The organism is Comamonas fluminis (assembly GCF_019186805.1).
Classification (GTDB): domain Bacteria; phylum Pseudomonadota; class Gammaproteobacteria; order Burkholderiales; family Burkholderiaceae_C; genus Comamonas; species Comamonas fluminis.
Genome location: NZ_CP066783.1, coordinates 4,802,481 through 4,821,572 on the forward strand (window position 1 = coordinate 4,802,481; position 19,092 = coordinate 4,821,572).

At 58.4% G+C, this 19,092-nt stretch carries 16 protein-coding genes; 6 read left to right on the forward strand and 10 right to left on the reverse strand.

What is annotated here, in order from left to right:
• The first annotated feature begins 57 nt into the window (after positions 1-57).
• Positions 58-507: a hypothetical protein gene (locus JDW18_RS22260; protein WP_218241750.1), complete on the forward strand. Its 450-nt coding sequence runs from the start codon at positions 58-60 to the stop codon at positions 505-507.
• Positions 508-624: 117 nt separating this feature from the next.
• On the forward strand, positions 625-975 hold the full coding sequence (locus tag JDW18_RS22265; RefSeq protein WP_218241751.1) for a phage holin family protein: 351 nt from the start codon (positions 625-627) through the stop codon (positions 973-975).
• On the opposite strand, the gene JDW18_RS22270 is transcribed toward JDW18_RS22265, so the two are convergent.
• On the reverse strand, positions 934-2,565 hold the full coding sequence (locus tag JDW18_RS22270) for a M48 family metalloprotease (RefSeq protein WP_218241752.1): 1,632 nt from the start codon (positions 2,563-2,565) through the stop codon (positions 934-936). The two genes, JDW18_RS22265 and JDW18_RS22270, sit on opposite strands and share 42 nt — an antisense overlap.
• Before the next feature lie 212 nt (positions 2,566-2,777).
• Here JDW18_RS22270 and moaC point away from each other — a divergent pair, with 212 nt between their 5' ends.
• On the forward strand, positions 2,778-3,248 hold the full coding sequence (moaC, locus tag JDW18_RS22275; protein WP_218241753.1) for a cyclic pyranopterin monophosphate synthase MoaC: 471 nt from the start codon (positions 2,778-2,780) through the stop codon (positions 3,246-3,248).
• On the opposite strand, the gene JDW18_RS22280 is transcribed toward moaC, so the two are convergent.
• The 5 genes from JDW18_RS22280 to JDW18_RS22300 all read right to left on the reverse strand — a co-directional run bounded on the left by JDW18_RS22280 (position 3,155) and on the right by JDW18_RS22300 (position 8,319).
• On the reverse strand, positions 3,155-4,693 hold the full coding sequence (locus tag JDW18_RS22280) for an O-antigen ligase family protein (RefSeq protein WP_218241754.1): 1,539 nt from the start codon (positions 4,691-4,693) through the stop codon (positions 3,155-3,157). The genes moaC and JDW18_RS22280 overlap by 94 nt on opposite strands.
• A gap of 134 nt (positions 4,694-4,827) precedes the next feature.
• The gene (locus tag JDW18_RS22765; RefSeq protein WP_218241755.1) at positions 4,828-5,274 is read right to left on the reverse strand and encodes a pilin; all 447 of its coding nucleotides are present in this window, start codon (positions 5,272-5,274) and stop codon (positions 4,828-4,830) included.
• A gap of 194 nt (positions 5,275-5,468) precedes the next feature.
• Entirely contained in the window at positions 5,469-6,182 is a 714-nt protein-coding gene (locus tag JDW18_RS22290; RefSeq protein WP_218241756.1) for an FHA domain-containing protein, read from the reverse strand.
• Between the two features lie 296 nt (positions 6,183-6,478).
• Positions 6,479-7,027, reverse strand: coding sequence for a single-stranded DNA-binding protein (gene ssb, locus JDW18_RS22295; RefSeq protein WP_218241757.1), 549 nt, complete (start codon positions 7,025-7,027; stop codon positions 6,479-6,481).
• A 116-nt stretch (positions 7,028-7,143) separates the two neighbouring features.
• Positions 7,144-8,319, reverse strand: coding sequence for an MFS transporter (locus JDW18_RS22300; protein ID WP_218244031.1), 1,176 nt, complete (start codon positions 8,317-8,319; stop codon positions 7,144-7,146).
• Between the two features lie 226 nt (positions 8,320-8,545).
• Here JDW18_RS22300 and uvrA point away from each other — a divergent pair, with 226 nt between their 5' ends.
• Both uvrA and JDW18_RS22310 read left to right on the forward strand, forming a co-directional pair.
• Positions 8,546-11,635: an excinuclease ABC subunit UvrA gene (uvrA, locus tag JDW18_RS22305; RefSeq protein WP_218241758.1), complete on the forward strand. Its 3,090-nt coding sequence runs from the start codon at positions 8,546-8,548 to the stop codon at positions 11,633-11,635.
• Positions 11,636-11,691: 56 nt separating this feature from the next.
• Positions 11,692-12,864 (forward strand): NAD(P)/FAD-dependent oxidoreductase, encoded by a 1,173-nt coding sequence (locus JDW18_RS22310; protein ID WP_218241759.1) that lies wholly within the window; start codon positions 11,692-11,694, stop codon positions 12,862-12,864.
• A 596-nt stretch (positions 12,865-13,460) separates the two neighbouring features.
• Here the strand turns inward: JDW18_RS22310 and JDW18_RS22315 are convergent.
• From JDW18_RS22315 to pyrF, 3 genes are all read right to left on the reverse strand, one after another.
• The gene (locus tag JDW18_RS22315; RefSeq protein ID WP_218241760.1) at positions 13,461-14,444 is read right to left on the reverse strand and encodes a Bug family tripartite tricarboxylate transporter substrate binding protein; all 984 of its coding nucleotides are present in this window, start codon (positions 14,442-14,444) and stop codon (positions 13,461-13,463) included.
• Positions 14,445-14,656: 212 nt separating this feature from the next.
• Positions 14,657-15,565 (reverse strand): LysR family transcriptional regulator, encoded by a 909-nt coding sequence (locus JDW18_RS22320; RefSeq protein WP_218241761.1) that lies wholly within the window; start codon positions 15,563-15,565, stop codon positions 14,657-14,659.
• An 18-nt stretch (positions 15,566-15,583) separates the two neighbouring features.
• Positions 15,584-16,411: an orotidine-5'-phosphate decarboxylase gene (pyrF, locus tag JDW18_RS22325; RefSeq protein ID WP_218241762.1), complete on the reverse strand. Its 828-nt coding sequence runs from the start codon at positions 16,409-16,411 to the stop codon at positions 15,584-15,586.
• Between the two features lie 212 nt (positions 16,412-16,623).
• Here pyrF and JDW18_RS22330 point away from each other — a divergent pair, with 212 nt between their 5' ends.
• Positions 16,624-17,505 (forward strand): DMT family transporter, encoded by an 882-nt coding sequence (locus tag JDW18_RS22330; RefSeq protein ID WP_218241763.1) that lies wholly within the window; start codon positions 16,624-16,626, stop codon positions 17,503-17,505.
• Between the two features lie 854 nt (positions 17,506-18,359).
• Here JDW18_RS22330 and JDW18_RS22335 read toward each other — a convergent pair.
• Entirely contained in the window at positions 18,360-19,049 is a 690-nt protein-coding gene (locus JDW18_RS22335) for a TerC family protein (protein WP_218241764.1), read from the reverse strand.
• Between the last annotated feature and the right edge of the window lie 43 nt (positions 19,050-19,092).

The window sequence follows — 19,092 nt, forward strand, 5'->3', positions numbered from 1 at the left end:
GCGTCTTCCTACAGGTTCGCTGCATTCCTCAACCCCTTCTGCCCGCAAGGACACACTTTGAACCCCGTCATTGTTTACGTAGATGATGCCGCTTACGCCCAGCCCATGCTGGAGGCGCTGGCCGGATCCAGCCAGTCGGCATCTTCCCACTGGCTGCTGGTGGCCTGCGCACCGCGCATGACGCACCGCGTGAGCAAATGGGTCAGCCACCGTGCCCGTGAAAACTGGCGTGGCAAGTGGGCGGACAAGCTGTTTACCTCTCTGATGCCTGTGATGGCCGCCTCTGGCGCCAAAGTCACGCCCGTGCTGGCCAAAGGCCCGCTGAATGAGCTGATTGCCGAGCTGCAGCAAGAGCACGGTACCGCGCAGATCATTGATGCACGCCGCCCCAAACAGGAAGCGATGCAGACGGCCCCCACCACCGCCCAGCGCTGGAACCTTCCCGGTACCGTGGCGGCTGTTGCAGCCATGATGGGTTTTGTGATCGAGGATTCGCTCTCGTTTTAAGAGCATCTATCGCTGATTCAGCAAGCCTTGTGCGGCAAAGGCCTCACAAGGCTTTTTTCATGCCTGAGCGCGATATGGCGCAAACCACCGCCACAGTCAGCTGCTATGCTGAGCAGCATGAAAATCCTCGTCAAATGGCTTCTTTGCGCGGCGGCTCTTCTCGGGGTCGCGTATATCTACAGCGGTGTTCAGGTGCAGAGCTTTGGCTCCGCCATGATTGCCGCGCTGGTGATTGGCCTGCTCAACACCATCATCCGGCCCATCCTGGTGGTGCTGACCCTGCCGGTGACCATCATCACCGTGGGCCTGTTCCTGTTCGTGGTCAACGGCCTGATGTTCTGGATGGCTTCTGGCATGCTGGGCGGCTTTCACGTCACCGGCTTCTGGGCCGCCATGCTGGGCGCGCTGATTTACTCGGTGCTGGGCCTACTTATTGATCGACTTGTCGCTCAGCTGTTCCCGGAGTAATTCCTCCACCGCGCGCAAACGCGTGTCGATGATGGAAGCCTCAAAGTAATCCGCCTTGGCCCCAGCCTTGCGGGCCAGGTCTTGCGCGGCCTTGAAGCGATCTACGGCCGCCGCATAGTCATAGTGGGCCACCTGGGCCTCCGCCTCGGCGCGCAGCGCTCGCATTTCCTGGCCCTGACTGCGCCACACGCGCGCCAGCGTCTGCCAGGCAGATCCATCGCGTGGATGGTCCGTCACCCAGGTCTGCAAGGGGCTGACCACAGGAGCCGCCTGATTGAGCTTGAGCAGAATCTCGGCGCGCAGCATCAGCTCTGGCCTGCGCGGGGCAACATGCTCCACCACATTGATGGTGGCCAGACTTGGCCCGGCCAGGTTTCCGCTGGCCGTCACCTTGGGCGCAGGCTGCGGCGCATTGCTGGACTGCAGTGGCAAGGCAGCCAGCGCGGCCTGCGGGTTGTCAGCCTTCAATTCCAGCTCGGCATTCAGCCATTTGGCTTGAATACTGGCCTGTGCGTTCCCCGCTGTAGCCGTCAGCAAGCGCTGCACCATCTCCCGCGCCAGCGCCCAGTCACGCAGATACATGGCGCTGAGCGTGGCGGCATACAACTGCCCCACCTGCTCGGCCTGACTCACAGACCCAAAACTACCCGATCGCGGCAGCACTGCCCACTGGCGGCGTACATCCACGCCCGCATTGGAGATCACGCGCGCGCGGGCCGCCATCATCACATGCTCCAGCGTAGGCACAGGGTCCGCAGAACGCTTGCCCGGCGGCACACGCGAATCCATATCGGCAATGCGCTGCGTGGTCAGCGGGTGGCTGCGCAGATAGGGCCAGCTGCCGTTGTCATTGAGCCTGCTGGCCTGCTGCAGCTTGCCAAACATGCCCACAAAACCTTGTGGTGCAAAACCGGCGGGAGCCATCAGGCTGTACCCCATGCGGTCGGCCTCGCTCTCCATCGCGCGCGAGAAATTCAGCTGGTTCTGCATCACCGCCGCCGGCCCGCCCATCATGATGGCCATGGCCGCATCGGGGCTGCGCGTGGCTGCCAGCGCCCCCAGCAGCATGGAAGCCAGCATCAGCGGCGTCTGCTTGCCCTGCTGGGCCAGCATGCGCGCAATGTGGCGCTGCGTGATGTGGCTGGTTTCGTGGGCAATCACCGAAGCCAGCTCGTCGCCGCTGCTGACCACACTGATCAATCCCAGATACACGCCCATATAGCCACCGGGCAGCGCAAACGCGTTGACCTGGCGGTCCTTGCCCAGAATCAGCGTCCAGGCAAAGCGGTCTTCCAGCTCCTGCGAAAGCTCACCATTCTTGCGCGCCGCATCCTGCAAATGCAGCCAGATGCCCTCTACATACTCCTGCAGCACCGGGTCATCCAGATAATCCGGGTCACGGTACAGCTCCTTGACGATGGAGTCGCCCAGACGCCGCTCATCGCCCGTGGTCAGCGAGGACGCACCATCGCCCAGTGTGGGCAGGCCCGCAGCCTGAACGGGGGACATCAAAGGAGAAACACACTGAACAGCTATCAAAATGGAAGCTGCAAGCGCTTTCAGTGCATGGGCTTTAGGCAGTTTTTGCATCAAAAGTGGCATGACAATCACGACATTGCCAGCATTCAGGGGCCTGAACTGCCAGCCGTTCAACACCCCACTATGATGCCCTGATTGATTCGCACTGCAGCATGACCGCCTGTTACGACAGGGTAAAGACCCATGCTGTAGCGTATGCCCCCGATATTTGCGCTGCCGATGACCCATCTCAGAGGGCTGGCAGGCACCCGCAGAAAGCAAACATGTCCGAACTCACCCACTTCGACGCCCAAGGTCAGGCCCATATGGTCGACGTAGGCGGCAAAGCCGCCACCCACCGTGTAGCCGTCGCCGAAGGCCGCATCACCATGCAGCCAGAGACCCTGGCCATCGTGCAAAACGGCACCGCCAAAAAAGGCGACGTGCTGGGCATCGCCCGTATCGCCGCCATCATGGCCGCCAAAAAGACCAGCGACCTCATCCCCCTGTGCCACCCCCTGGCACTGACCCGCGTAGCCGTGGAGTTTGAGCTGGAGCCCGAATCCAGCGCCATCCGCTGCACCGCCACCGTAGAACTAACAGGCCAGACCGGCGTAGAAATGGAAGCCCTGACCGCTGTGCAGATCGGCTTATTGACTATCTACGATATGTGCAAGGCTGTGGATAAGGGGATGGTGATGGGTGGGATTAGGGTGCTGGAGAAGCGGGGGGGAAAATCTGATTTATTCAAATAACACGATTGAATATAATTTAGCTGCTCTTTATTAAAAAGAGCATTAGCTTTTTTATTAATCAAAACGAGTTCTTCATTCAAGTTATTACTTGAAATATAATTAAAAAACAAACAGAAATTTTTCTCTACAGGCTCTATTTTTATAATTCTTTTCAGGGAGTGAAATTCTTCATCATTATTAATGGAATTAGAAGCAAATAAATTATATTGCCCATATATATCATTAAGAAATATTGATTCTATTTTTTCCGGTTCTTTCGATTTAAGGAAATTCGCATTGAAATATCTTAGCTCCCTATATTTTGATGAAAATAGTAAGTACTCCTTTGTTATGCAAAAAAACAGAACCAATGGCACTATTGATACGATAAACATTGGTATTTTTGTTTCTTTTATATCTTTTATACCGATGGTCATCAATGCCAAATAAGCAAATAAGAAATTTGCATTGAAAAGTGGGTACTCAAGCATTGAGTGCACCATTATGGGCAAAGGAAGCAAGAGTAAAGAAAAATTTTTCTTATTTTTTTTAAAAAATGAGAAATGAATCCATCCCCAAAAAATTACCAGAACAAACCCTAAAGGTATCCCAAACCAAACAAAGAAGTCCAAAAATAAATTGTGTGCACTACCGATCATCACACCGTGCTGCACGAAATGATTCTCAACAACCTCAAAGTGTGCTGCACGTGTGTTGAGCACACCATATCCCACCAATGGATGCCTAAAAATTGCATCCACAATAGTGCCCCACAACTCAAAGCGTCCTGTAGATAAATCACCTTCAGCAAGAATATTTCTTGTTTCAAAAATATTTTTGCTTATAAATATCACCAGCCCAGAAAAAATAATAACAAACGTTTCAAACCAGCTCTTAAAGCAAATACACAAAACCAATATCAAAAATAAAGATAAAAATGACGTCTTAGAAGAAGCAAAAGCCAATGCACTTGACATCAAGAAAAAAACAGAAATTACTGTTATTTTCCCAATTATTGATTTTCTGTAAAAATAAATAATGCAGCACATCCCAGTCAAAATCAAGCTTGCAGCTAAATTAGGTTGCCCAAAATTGGCATACGGCCTTCCACGAGAGCTATCGTACCCAGCTTTCCAGATATCTAAGAATTCATATATTTCAAAAAATTGGCACAAAATTATTACAGAACTAAATACAGAAGAAAATATCAATACTATAAGAAAATTTCTCCCAATATCATTTTTAAAATTTGCAAAAGAACTAACAAATAAAATACCAAAAATAGAAAATAAAAATGCCATCCAGAAATTTTCTGAATATATTTCTTCACCATAAAACAATCTTACCAATGAAATTAGTATAAAAATAATAAAAAATATAGAGATATTATTTATTTTTAATTTTTCACCAACAAAGCAATCTCTAACGACAATAGTAACAACAGCCAAGAATGCAAAAAACTCCATGGAAGAATTTCTCCATGGAGGCTCATATGTTGTTACCACGAATGAAAGAAAAACGAATAAAATAAATAATAATTCAGATACTTTTTTTATCATAAAAAAAGCCCCTCGAAAGGGGCTCCTATTACAAGGATAAATTACTTGCAGCTAGCAGGCAGATACTTTGCAGGCATAGTTCCCGCAGCACATGTCCACTTAACTGTGCCAGTATCAGTGTCCCCCACACCAGTCAAAGTCAAAGTTGTTCCATTTGCAGTACCACCTAAAGCACTAGTACCAGTCACAGTGATCTGCGCTTGTGCACCAGAATTCGAGTCTTGGTAAGCAACGCTGGCAACATACTTCGAGGAAGCATTGGTAATGTAATCGGCAGCAGATGCAGCTGCAGGGAATGCACTCTTGGCAGCATAAGCTTCAGACAACGAAGTACGACCAGCAGACGCAGCCAGAACCATTTCAGAAACCTTAGCACGTGTGGTGTAATCCTGATAAGCAGGCAGAGCCACGGCAGCCAGAATACCGATGATCGCCACAACGATCATCAGTTCGATCAGGGTAAAACCCTTTTGAATGGAACGCTTCATGAAAAACTCCCTTGGTTGATGAAGTAACGCTTCTATCAAGCAAATGGCGTGCCAACTGCAATCAATGCGCTAGGCCCACATAGATTGACACTTTTGCTTGCAGGATCCTCAACAGCTGCAACATTTTTGGCTACCCTAACAGTCAGGCTGACAAATTTGTCAGAGTGCTTGACGGGAATCAAGCACCCTCAGTGTCACTCCACGACAAAACGCATGGTGCTTCCTGCCAGTTCCATGGTGTCGCCATTGAGCAGGGGCACGGACAGGGGGCCAACGACCTGACCATTGAGCTTGAGCGCTTCGCTTTCGCCTTCCAGCTGGGTCAGCACAAAGCCATGGGGCTTTTGCGTGATGGAGGCGATGGCTACGCCTGGCTTGCCCAGGGTGGTAACGACCTTATAGAGCGAGACTTCTTTGCCAGCCATGCTGCCAGTCATCATGCGAATGACAGCATGACGTTCGGGCAGCGATGAGACCGTGCCCTGGATGGTTGAAGCAAAGCTGGAGATTTCACCAAAGCCGGATGGGCTGGACAGCTTTGCATAGTCGCTGTCTGGCTCTTCAGAGATATGGGCTAGTGTTTTGCTGACGGATGGCACTGGCGCGTCGCTGTCCATCAGCACATTGCCAAGGAAGCGGATTTTGTAGCGGCCAATGTCCAGCAGGTCGCCGTGCAGCAGTTCATGCTTTTGAATGGCACGACCGTTGACGAAGGTGCCGTTGGTGCTGCGCAGGTCTTCGATGGTGACCTTGCCATCCTTCATGGTCAGCACGGCATGCTCACCGCTGACGGCGAGGTTTTCGATCACGATGTCGTTGTATGGACGACGGCCCAGCGTTGTGCGCTCTTTGACGAGAGTCACTTCCTTGATGACGGCGCCGTCAATCGAGATGACCAAATTCGGCATGCTGGGTGCTCCTAAGGCAAGGGCGAAGTTGCGAGTTTCACAGAACCACAGTTCAGCCCTCTTCAAAATGAACAGGGCAGGCTTCGAAGCGTAACTTTATGAAACAAATCGAATGCTCTACTGTATTTTACAAAGACGATGAGCTTTGCAAAGTTCATTAATTTTTCATGAATTAGTCAGGTTCTGTCGTCACAAAGGTTCAAATTCCTGAAATCTCGCAAAAAGTCACTCACAGAAACAACACAGCCCGCTCTCTTGCGAGAAGCGGGCTGCTGCATCAGTGGGTCAGCTTGTGCTTAGAACGGGATGTCGTCGTCCATGTCGTCAAAGCCCGAAGCGGCGCGCTGGGGTGGGGGCGACATGGGGGCCGGTGCAGGACGGGCCGCAGGCGCTGCTGGGCGCTGTTGCTGCATGGGGGCAGGAGCGGGAGCACGGCGGGGCGCTTCGTAGCTGCTTTCGCCGTAGCCGTCATCGCTGCCGTAGCCACCTTGCTGCTGACCACCGCCCTGGCGGCTGCCCAGCATTTGCATGGTGTCGGCGCGGATTTCTGTGGCGTAGCGCTCCTGGCCGGTGGCTTGATCAGTCCACTTGCGGGTGCGCAGGCTGCCTTCCACATAGACCTGGCTGCCCTTGCGCAGGTACTGGCCCACGATTTCGGCCAGTTTGCCGTTGAAGACGACGCGGTGCCATTCGGTGGCTTCGCGGTTTTCGCCAGAATTCTTGTCGCGCCAGCGGTCCGTGGTGGCGATGGTCACGTTGGCCACTTGGTCGCCGCTGGGGAAGGTGCGCATTTCCGGGTCACGACCCAGATTGCCGACGATGATGACTTTGTTGACGGATGCCATAGGTTTACCTTTTCAAAAAGTGGCCCGGGTATTGACGATTCGTCCCGAACCAATGGAGTGCGCATTTTGCCCCAAGCAGAATGACCTGCTTGCGGGATTACCCTTGATTTACGGACTCAGCCATGACGTCCTACAGGGCGCAGCGGCCAAGTCACCAGCAGCCACAGTGCGGTCAGCACAGCGGTCATCACAAAGAGACCCGGCACGCCCACAAACTTGGCAACCGCACCGCCGATAGCGCCACCGGCAAACAAGCCCAGCGATTGCAGCGTGTTGTAAGCGCCCAGCGCCGCACCGCGCAACGGCGCCGGGGCCATGCGCGATACCAGACTGGGCTGGGTTGCCTCCAGCGCGTTGAAGCCGCAGAAGAACAGGAACATCAGCAGCGCCATGCACCAGACCGTGGGAATGGTGCCGCTGGCGGCCAGCATGCCCAGACCGATCTGCACCACCAGCACCAAGCCTATGGCGCCCAGCAGGGCCTTGCGCAGCTTGCCCTTGCGCTCCATGGAAAACAGCATGCCCATGGCCAGAAAGGACAGCAATACAGCTGGCAAGTAGATATGCCAGTGCTGCTCTTTGACCAGCCCCGCCTGCACCAGCATGGCGGGCACGGCTACCCACATGGACATTTGCACGGTGTGCAGGATGAAAACGCCAAAGTTCAGGCGCAGCAAATCCTTCTGGCCCAGCAGATCGCTGAACTTGCCCTTGGGCGCATTCGCATGCTGCTGCGGCTCAGGCGGCACCACCCACAGCACCACGGCGATACCAGCCATGGCCAGTGCGCAGGTCAGGCCAAAGATGCCAGACAGGCCAATCCAGGCGTTGAGCAGCGGGGCCAGCACCAGCGCCAGCGCAAACATCAGGCCGATGCTGCCGCCCACCATGGCCATGGCCTTGGTGCGCACGCCGTCACGCGTCAGGTCGGCCAGCAGGGCGGTCACGGCTGCAGATACTGCGCCTGCGCCCTGAATGGCGCGGCCCACCATCAGGCCGGTCAGCGAATCGGCCATGGCAGCAATCAAGCTGCCAGCGGCAAACACCAGCAGACCGGCGACGATGATGCGCTTGCGGCCCAAGCGGTCAGACGCCAGGCCGATGGGCAGCTGGAACACGGCCTGCGTCAGGCCATACATACCCATGGCCAGACCGATCATGGCGGGGTCGTCACCGCCGGGGTATTTGCGCGCTTCCAGCATGAAGACGGGCAGCACCAGGAACAGGCCCAGCATGCGCAGCGCAAAAATCAGCGCCAGCGCACCACTGGAGCGGCGCTCCTGAGACGTCATGGTGGTGGAAGATTTGTCGCCGCCCTGCGTGCCCGCACTAGGGGATGTATTGATTTTTTTCACGCTCAAATTTTGCCAAGAGTCGAAGTCTTATGCCCACGTTAAATAAATCACCAGCGGGCAAAAGAGAGGAAATAAAACCGTAGATTGTCCGTGAACCTGAATCATCTAGTCAGAAGCAAGCCCGTCTGACTATCATGGAGAGTTTTCCCCGTCTGGAGCGCCCGTGTCCCTGAAGTCTGATTCGCCCTCTGAAATCCACGATGACAGCCTGTATCTGGGCCGCTCACTCGCGCAGACGCGGATTGCCATTCGCGGCGCACGCACGCACAACCTCAAGAATATCGACCTCGATATTCCGCGCAACCAACTGGTGGTGATTACCGGCCTGTCGGGCTCGGGCAAGTCCAGCCTGGCCTTCGATACCTTGTATGCAGAAGGCCAGCGTCGCTATGTGGAAAGCCTCTCGGCCTATGCACGCCAGTTTCTGGGGCGGCTGGACAAGCCCGATGTCGATCTGATCGAAGGCCTGTCGCCCGCCATCTCCATCGAGCAAAAGGCCACCAGCCACAACCCGCGCTCCACCGTGGGCACCGTCACCGAGATCAACGACTACCTGCGCCTGCTCTACGCCCGCGCCGGCACGCCGTTCTGCCCTGACCACAACCTGCCGCTGCAATCCCAGACCATCAGCCAGATGGTGGACAGCGTGCTGCAACTGCCCGAAGACACCAAGCTGATGATCCTCGGCCCGCTGGCGCGGGAAAAAAAGGGCGAATTTGCCGAGCTGTTTGTGCAGCTGCAAGCCCAGGGTTATGTGCGCTTTCGCGTGGATGGGCAGATTTACGACGCCCAGTCCCTGCCCAAGCTGGAAAAGAACGAGCGCCACAACATCGACGTGGTGATTGACCGCGTCAAAGTGCGTGAAGACATCAAGCAGCGCCTGGCCGAAAGCTTTGAGGCCGCCCTGCGTGCCGGGGGCGCCGACGCCGGTGGCCGCGTGCTGGCCCTGGAGATGGATAGCGGCAAGGAGCACTTGTTCAGCGCCAAGTTCGCCTGCCCTATGTGCGACTACTCCCTGCCCGAGCTGGAGCCGCGCATCTTCTCCTTCAACTCGCCCATGGGCGCGTGCCAGGCCTGCGACGGTCTGGGCAACAGCGAAGACTTCGACCCCGACCGCGTCGTGCCCTTCCCCACGCTGAGCCTGGCCAGCGGCGCCATCAAGGGCTGGGACAAGCGCAACAACTACTACTTCTCCATGCTGGAGAGCGTAGCCAAGCACTACGGCGTCAGCACCGATACGCCGTTTGAAGAGCTGCCCGAGAACGTGCGCAACGTCGTCCTCTGGGGCTCTGGCGATGAAGCCATGCCCTTCAACTATGTTTTTGAGAGCGGCGCACGCAAGGGCGAAGCCTTCGTCAAGTCGCATCCCTTCGAAGGCATCATCCCCAACATCAAGCGCCGTTTTCGCGAAACCGAATCCACCGTGGTGCGCGACGATCTGGCCAAGATGCGCACCATTCGCAAATGCCCGGAATGCGAAGGCACACGCTTGCGCCGCGAGGCCCGCTTTGTGCGCGTGGGTGAAGGCGAGCAGGCCCGCGCCATCTATGAAGTCAGCCACGCCACGCTGAGCGATGCGCTGCACTGGTTCAAGCACCTGAACATGGCCGGGGCCAAGGCCGAAATTGCCGACAAAATCGTGCGCGAAATTGCCTCGCGCCTGCTGTTCCTCAACGACGTGGGCCTGTCGTACCTGAGCCTGGACCGCAGCGCCGATACACTCTCGGGCGGCGAGGCCCAGCGCATTCGCCTGGCCTCGCAAATCGGCTCGGGCCTGACGGGCGTGATGTATGTGCTGGACGAGCCCTCCATCGGCCTGCACCAGCGCGACAACGACAAGCTGATTTCCACGCTGGAGCATCTGCGCAACATCGGCAACAGCGTGATCGTGGTGGAGCACGACGAAGACATGATGCGCGCCGCCGACCAGATCATCGACATGGGCCCTGGCGCGGGCGTGCATGGCGGGCGCATCATGGCCCAGGGCACGTATGAGGACATCAAGGCCAACCCCGATTCGCCCACGGGCCGCTATCTGAACGGCACGCAGAGCATTCCCGTGCCCAAGCACCGCACGCCGTGGCTGCCGAAATTGAACTCCCCCCTGAGCGGCGATGCCGCTTCCCCCCAGAGGGGGGACAATGCCTTCGCTACGGGGCGGCCCTTGCTCGGCATCTCTGGTGGGGGCAGTAGCGACCTACAGACCTTACGCGTAGAAGGCGCCAGCGGTCACAACCTGAAAAAAGTCACGGTGGACTTTCCCGTGGGCCTGTTCACCTGCGTGACGGGTGTTTCGGGCTCTGGCAAATCCACGCTGGTCAACGACACGCTGTATGCCGAAGTCGCCCGTCAGGTGCACCGTGCGGGCACCGAGCCTGCGGCGCATGAGGACATCATCGGCATCGATTACTTCGACAAGGTCATCAACGTCGATCAATCGCCCATCGGCCGCACGCCGCGCAGCAACCCCGCGACCTATACCGGCCTGTTCACGCCCATTCGTGATCTGATGGCCGAAACCAATACGGCACGCGAGCGTGGCTATGGCCCCGGGCGCTTCTCGTTCAACGTTTCGGGCGGGCGCTGCGAGGCCTGCCAGGGCGACGGCGTGGTGAAGGTGGAGATGCACTTTCTGCCCGATGTGTACGTGCCCTGCGACATCTGCCACGGCCAGCGCTACAACCGCGAAACGCTGGAAGTGCTGTGGAAGGGCAAGAACATCTCGCAGATTCTGGAGATGACCGTGGAAGACGCCCATGCCTTCTTCAAGGACGTGCCCAGCATCGCCCGCAAGCTGCAGACGCTGCTGGATGTGGGCCTGAGCTACATTCGCCTGGGCCAGAGCGCCACCACGCTGTCGGGCGGCGAGGCCCAGCGCGTCAAGCTGGCGCAGGAGCTGAGCAAGCGCGACACCGGCCGCACCCTCTACATCCTGGATGAGCCCACCACCGGCCTGCACTTTGCGGACATTGCTCTGCTTTTGAAAGTGCTGCACCAGCTGCGCGATGCGGGCAACACCATCGTCGTGATCGAGCACAACCTGGACGTGATCAAGACCGCTGACTGGCTGATCGACATGGGCCCCGAAGGCGGCTCGGGCGGCGGCCAGGTCGTGGCCGTGGGCACGCCTGAAGACATTGCCGCCAACCCGGCCAGCGTGACGGGGCGCTACCTCAAGCCCTATCTGGACAAAGCACCCGCCAAGGTCAAAACCAAAGCCAAATCGACTGAAAAGGCCACAAGCCAAGACTGATAAAGCGCCAGCAGCTATGCAAACCATAGCTGCGCGGCGCCCATGGAAAGATGAAGATGCAAAAAGACGTGTGGGATTTTGTGATTGTGGGCGCAGGCATGGCCGGTGCATCCACCGCCTGGCAACTGGCCCAGAGCGGTGGTGACACCCCGCCCTCCGTGCTGGTGCTGGAGCGCGAATCCCAGCCTGGCTATCACACCACCGGCCGCTCGGCGGCGCTGTTTGAAGAGCACTATGGCCCCGCCCAGGTGCAAGCCCTGACCCGCGCCAGCCGCGCCTTCTACGAAGCGCCGCCCGCAGGCTTTGCCGAAGCCCCCATCCTCACGCCGCGCGGTGTGCTCTATGTGGGCACGGCCGAGCAAAAGGCGCTGGTGGACGCAGCCTATGCCGAGGCCATCATTCACTCGCCCCAAGCCCAGCGCCTGAACGCAGCCCAGTTGCAGGCCCTGGTGCCCTGCCTCAAGGCCGATGTGCTGGTGGACGGTTTTCTGGATCATGGCGCACGCGATATCGACGTGCACGGCCTGCACCAGGGCTATATCCGCGGCCTGCGCCAGCGCGGCGGCGACCTGTGGTGCAACGCCGGGGTGGAAGGCATTACCCGCGTCAACGACCTCTGGCACATCGCCCTGCCCAAAGGCCAGAGCATCCGCACCAAAGTCATCGTCAATGCCGCCGGTGCCTGGGCCGATACCGTCGCCACCATGGCGGGCGCAGCGCCCATAGGCATCACGCCCAAACGCCGCAGCGCCTTCACCTTTGCCGCGCCCGAGGGCATGGACGCCACGCACTGGCCCGCCATCATCAGCGCCGACGAAGGCTGGTACATCAAGCCGGACGCGGGCCAGTTGCTGGGCTCGCCCGCCAATGCAGACCCGGTTGAACCCCATGATGTGGTGCCCGAAGAGCTGGACATTGCCACCGGCATCTGGCGCATCGAGGAAGCCACCACGCTGCAGATTCGCCGCCCATCGCATACCTGGGCCGGTCTGCGCTCCTTCGTGGCTGATGGTGAGCTGGTGATTGGCTGGGATGGTTCGCCCACCCCAGTGGCAGGCTTTTTCTGGGTGGCGGCCCAGGGCGGCTACGGCATCCAGAGCGCAGCGGGCTACAGCCTGCTGGCGCGCAATCTGCTGCTGGGCGAGCCTTTGCATGCGACGCTTGCACAGCAGAAGGTGAATGTGGGGGATGTGACGCCTACGCGTTGCCAGCGGGTTTCTCGAAATTGATAGCTTGCGGCGCTTTCTGAGACTGCGTTTTTGCCTGATTTGGTCATTTTCTTGATTTGAGGGCAGAGGCCGGGTGCGGATACCAGATAGCTTCTTTGTATTTTGATAGCTGCTTGCGCAATTTGGATAAGCGCTAAAGGCCAATTTCGTCACAACTCTCGCAGGCCGCCCGTACCCGCTCCCACCCGTGTGGATGCGCCTGCGGCACGCGGTTCAGGCTGCGGGTATTGGCACCGAAGAGTGCCAATACTTCGTGAACTGACTTGCGGCAACTGTTTGAGCGGCGCGCGCAGCGCAAAGCGAGTTTTGCCGCACCGCAGACTGAATTGCGTGACGCAGGTTTGCCCGTAGCGCAGCGCAGGGACGCAGAAAGTCGGGTCGCATTCTTTGGGTTACGTTTCTTCGGCCGGCGACCCGGGGGCGAGCAAGAAAGGTAACTCGCCTGCCGGGGCGAGACCCGGCCTCTACAACCAAACAAGAAAACTGCCTCAAACACAGATGCAGCAATCGCCACCAGCTATCAAAAACAAACGGCCTGCACTCCTCAAAGCACAGGCCGTTTCATCCATCGACAGCAGCGTCAGATCAAAACCAGATCAATTCTCGATCTTGGCGAACTGCACAATCTTCGCGTACTTGGCAATCTCGGCATTGATGTACTTGCCCGCATCCACCTTGGGATCGGCCACCACACTGCCAGCCTCTTCCATCTTCTTGCGGAACTCGGGCGAAGCCATCACCTCATCCAGCGCATGCTTCAGCTTGGCCGCGATAGGCGCGGGCAGGCCCTTGGGTGCCATCATGGCGAACCAGCTGTTGATGTCCACGTTCTTGAACTGGGGCAGCTCAGACAGCGCGGGAATATCAGGCGTCATGGCCGAACGCTTGGCTTCGGTCGTACCCAGAGCCACCACCTTGCCCGCCTTGATCTGGGGCAGGCCGGAGGACAGCACAAACATGCCGAACTCGATGTTGCTGCCCACCAGATCGGTGGTCAGCGGGGCCACGCCCTTGTAGGGCACATGGGTCATGTGCAGCTTGCCCTGTTCCTTGATCAGTTCGCCCGCCAGGTGCAGGGCTGTGCCCACGCCAGAGCTGCCGTAGCTGAACTTGTCGGGGTTCTTGCTGACCAGGCTGACAAACTCGGCAGCATTCTTCACGCCCGCCTTGTGCGATGCCACCAGCACCATGGGCTGCGAGCCCACCAGACCGATGGGCGTGAAGTCGCCAATGTTGTACTTCACGGCCTTGTTGATGAGCTTGGCGATGGCCAGCTCGTTATTGGCCCCCACCATGATGGTGTAGCCGTCCGCAGGGGCCTTGGCCACTTTTTGCGCGCCGATGACGCCACCGGCTCCACCCAGGTTTTCCACCACCACAGGCTGGCCCAGCTTCTTGGACAAGCCATCGGCCACCAGACGGCCAATCAGGTCGGTGCTGCCACCAGCGGGGTAGCCCACAACCATGGTGATGGCCTTGGATGGATAGTTGTCCGCCGCAAACGCGGGCGCTGCCAGACCCGCAGCCATGAGCAGGCCTGCAGCGATGGCGGTACGACGAAGCATGTTTTTGTTTTGCATGGATCTATTCCGAATCTTTATAACGTCGATTGTGCGAACAGCGGGAAAGACATTTGGTGCCGATAGAGCACCAATCTGTGCTGTTTAGGCACCATCTACGCAGTAACACTGATCTACTAAATCCAGATAAAGGCCCGGCAGTGGCGCTGCCGGTGGCTCAGGCAAAGCACAGGCTACCGGTCCGCCCCGATTCATGCCCTGAGGACAAACACTCAGGCGCTGGTGATGTCGTTCCAGAACTGCTCGGCCACCGTGCCCAGATGGCGTTTGGGGCGGTACAGACGTATATCGAAGTGCACATTCAGGCTGCTGTCGCCCGCGATCGCAAGCCGCCCCGCCTGGCAGTCGCGCTGCACCATGGACCAGGGCATCCAGGCCACACCCAGGCCTTTGAGTACGTATTCGTAGTTGGCATCGGCCGAGTCGCAGTCTATGCAGCGGCGCAGCCGGGGCATCAGCGGGTGGCTGGCCAGATGGTCTTCCACCAGTCGCCCCAACGCCATGCTGTGCGAAAACGCCAGATAGGGCACAGGGCTGGCCGCAGCATGCAGCGCCTGCGACAGATCGAACAAGGCCTTGCCATCGGCATCGGCCCGCGCCACGGGCACCATCTTGTCGTGCATCACCGTCAGATGGCTGAACTGGCGACCATCCAGCCGCACGGCAATGGCGGCGTGGTGATAGAGCAGGGAAAAGCTGATTTCGCCGCGCTGCAGCATCTGCACGGTTTCATCGAGCGTACGGGTAGCGATGCGCACCTCTGCCGACTGCAGCACGGCGCTATGGCGTGCCAGCCAGTCGGCCACGATGGTTCGCGCCAGCGTGCGGCCTGTGGCCAGCGTAATCACATGGGCCTGACGCCCGGCAATGGCCTGCAGCTCGTCATGGGACTGCGCCAGCGTGCGCACCATTTGCTCGGCCGTGTCGCGAAAGGCCTCACCGGCGGGGGTGAGCCGCACTGGCCCGCCGCCCGATTCAATCAGCGGCGTGCCCGCCCAGGCCTCCAGCGCGCGAATGCGTCGGCCAAAGGCGGGATGGGTGACATGGCGCAGCTCTGCCGCGCGGGTAAAGCTGCGCTCCTGAGCCAGGAGCAGAAAGTCTTCCAGCCATTTGCTTTGCATGGCCAGAGACCTCGCTGATCAGGCCTTCGCTGCAGCCTGCAGCGTGGCGCGTGTGGCGATAGCGGCTTCGCGTGCAGCCTTGGCGAAATCATCACCCTGACCCGCGTACAGAATGGCCCGCGAGGAGTTGATGATGATGGGGCCGCCACCTAGTTTTGCAGCCTTCACGGTGGCCACGGCATCGCCGCCCTGTGCGCCCACGCCGGGAATCAGCAAAGGCAGCGTAGGAGCCACGGCGCGCACGCGCTCGATCTCATTGGGGCGGGTTGCGCCCACCACCAGACCCAGCTGGCCGTTGGTGTTCCACGGGCCCTGTGCCAGCTTGGCCACATGCTCGAACATATGGGGGTTGCCGGGCACATCGGCCAGGGTCTGGGCCTGCAGATCGTCACCACCGGGGTTGGAGGTGCGGCACAGCAGGAAAGCACCCTTGCCCTCGTACTTGAGGTAGGGCGTGATCGAGTCAAAGCCCATGAAGGGCGAGAGCGTCACGGCATCGGCGCCGTAGCGTTCAAACGCTTCCTTGGCGTACTGCTCGGCGGTGGAGCCGATATCGCCACGCTTGGCGTCCAGAATCACGGGCACATGGGGCGCAACCTTGCGCATATGGGCCATCAGCTTTTCCAGCTGGTCTTCGGCGCGGTGGGCGGCAAAGTAGGCGATCTGGGGCTTGAAGCTGTTCACCAGATCGTGGGTGGCATCGACGATGGCTGCACAGAAGTCGTAGATCTTGGACGCATCGCCCTTCATGGCGCCGGGAAAGCGGCTGGGTTCAGGGTCCAGACCCACGCACAGCATGGAGTCATTGCGCGTGGACGCGTCGCGCAGCATGTCGAGAAAAGTCATAAAGGGGGATTTTAATTGCTCCCCCCTTCCAAGCCCTGCTGCAGGTTTTGCGGCCAGCGGCAGGCCGCAAACCAACACACTCCAAAACCGCCACACCCGAAAACTGGCACACCCCAACAAAGAGACAGCGAGCAAGCGCCGCCGCGCAGCGAGGCTGTCGTCCCCCTTGGGGGAAGGCGCGAAGCGCCACAGGGGGAGTAGATAATTCCACCATGCCTTCGTTCACCCCCAGACAGCTCATTCTTCTCGTTCTTCTCACCATCGTCTGGGGCCTGAACTGGCCCGTCATGAAGCTGGGCGTGCAGCACTTTCCCCCTCTGTCTTTCCGCATGGTCAGCATGTGGATTGGCCTGCCCATACTGGCCATCTTTGTCGCCAGCAAAGGCCTGCCGCTGACCATCCCGCGCAGCTACTGGGGGCAGCTGGCCAAGCTCACCCTGTTCAACATGGTGCTGTGGCACTGCCTGATCATCATCGCCATCCCCACACTCTCCAGCGGCCGCGCGGCGATTCTGGGCTACACCATGCCTATTTTTTCAGCCGTCTTTGGCAGCCTGTTCTTCAAAGACAAACTGGGCCCACGCGCCTGGGCGGGCGTAGGTGCTGCGTTCGCAGGCGTTTTGCTGCTGCTGTGGCACGAAGTGGGCGCACTGGGCAGCAAGCCTCTTGGCGTGATGCTGATGCTGATTGCCGCCGCTGGCTGGGCCTGGGGCACGCAGCTGCTGCGCCGCACCGAAGCGCCCGTGCCGCTGATGACGCTGTCGCTGTGGATGGTGGCGCTGACCACCGTGGTGCTGACGGTGCTGGCTTTTGTCTTTGAACGAGACCAATGGCACGCCCCCGACCAGAGCGCGATGGCTGCTATCGCTTTTAATGGCATCCTGGTGCTGGGCTTTGCCCAGGCCGTGTGGTTCTACTTGGCCCGCAGCCTGCCGCCCGTGGCCTCCACGCTGAGCGTGATGATGATTCCGGTGCTGGGCGTGTTTGTCGGGGCCTGGTGGCTGGGCGAGGTGCTGCATTGGCAGGATTGGACGGCGGTCTGCCTGATGGTGGTGGCGATTGCTTCTGTGCTGTGGCCTAGCAAGAAGGCTTGAGGCTTTTTGCAGCTCTAGCGCTTATGGATAAAGCGCTGGCAGCTATTGATTTTGTATTTTTTGCTGGCGACAGAGGGCGGGTCTCGGCCCGCCAGCCGAGGTACTTTCTTTTGCTTCGCCAAAAGATAAGTACCCAAAGAAAAGGCGACCCGACTTTCTGCGTCCCTACGCTACGTTTCACTTCGCTCCGGGCAAACCTGCGTCACGCAATTCAGTCTGCGGTGCGGCAAAACTCGCTTTGCGCTGCGCGCGCCGCTCAAACAGTTGCCGCAAGTCAGAGCACGAAGCAATGCTGTCCTTCGGCAGCATTGCCCGCAGCCTGAACCGCGTGCCGCAGGCGCATCCACACGGGTGGGAGAAGGTGCGGACGGCCTGCGAGAGCTATGACGAAATAGGCCTCTAGCCCAATCACAGCAAGCGGTAGCAGCTATTGAAATAGATAAAGAAGCTATTCCGCACCCGGTATTGCCCCTTGTGACCACGCCTGTGACGGCAAGCTCTTGGGGCTGGCAGTTGCACCGTAGAGTGCAACTGCTTCGTCATCAAATTTGCGGCAACTGTTTGAACGAAGCGCCAAAGGCGCGCAGTGAGTTTTGCCGCACAGCCCCAAGAGCTTGACGGCACAGGTTGCCCGCAGCGAAGCGGAGAGACGTGGGCATCGGGGCTGGCTCTTTGCCTACTTTCTTGCACAAGAAAGTAGGTCGCCTGCCGGGGCGAGACCCGGCCTCTGCAAACAAATCAAGCATTTAGCCGATTTCAAGAAGCAAACTCAACCACAGCAAGCGACAACAGCTACAAAAACAAAAGCGCACTGCGTTCCCACAGTGCGCTTTCTTCATCCAGAGCTGAAAGGCTTAAGCAGCAGCTTCCTGCTTGGCACCCCGTGCCTGCATGAACTTGCCCAGACCCACCACCAGCACCGCGCCAGCAGCAGCTGCCACGTAGTGCAGCCAGGGGTGCGCCATGGTGTAGCCATGCAGCAGGTTGTCGTTGACGATGGTTTCGCCACCCACCCAGCCAATCAGGGCTGCGCCCAGCGTGATGATGACGGGGAAGCGCTCCATCAGCTTGATCATCAGCGTGGAGCCAAAAATCACCAGAGGAATGGAGATGGCCAGGCCCAGAATCAGCAGAACCATATTGCCTTGGGCGGTCGCGGCCACGGCAATCACGTTGTCCAGGCTCATCACCAGGTCGGCGATCAGGATGGTGCGGATGGCGGCCACCATGGAGCCCGTGCCCTTGGATTCGCCTTCTTCTTCATCGCCACCGGTCAGCAACTGGTAGCCAATCCACAGCAGCAGGCAGCCACCGATGACTTGCAGGAAAGACAGCTCCAGCAGCTTGGCTGCAACCACGGTCAGCACGATACGCAGCACCACGGCTGCGCCAGAGCCAAACATGATGGCTTTCTTTTGCTGTTCAGGAGGGAGAGAACGGGCTGCGAGCGCGATGACAACGGCGTTGTCGCCGGAGAGGATGATGTTGATCCAGACGATCTTCACCAGGCCGATCCAGAAATCGGCGTTATTGAGCATATCCATTGTTGACTCCACTGTTTTGAATATGAAAGCGCCGCATTGCGCG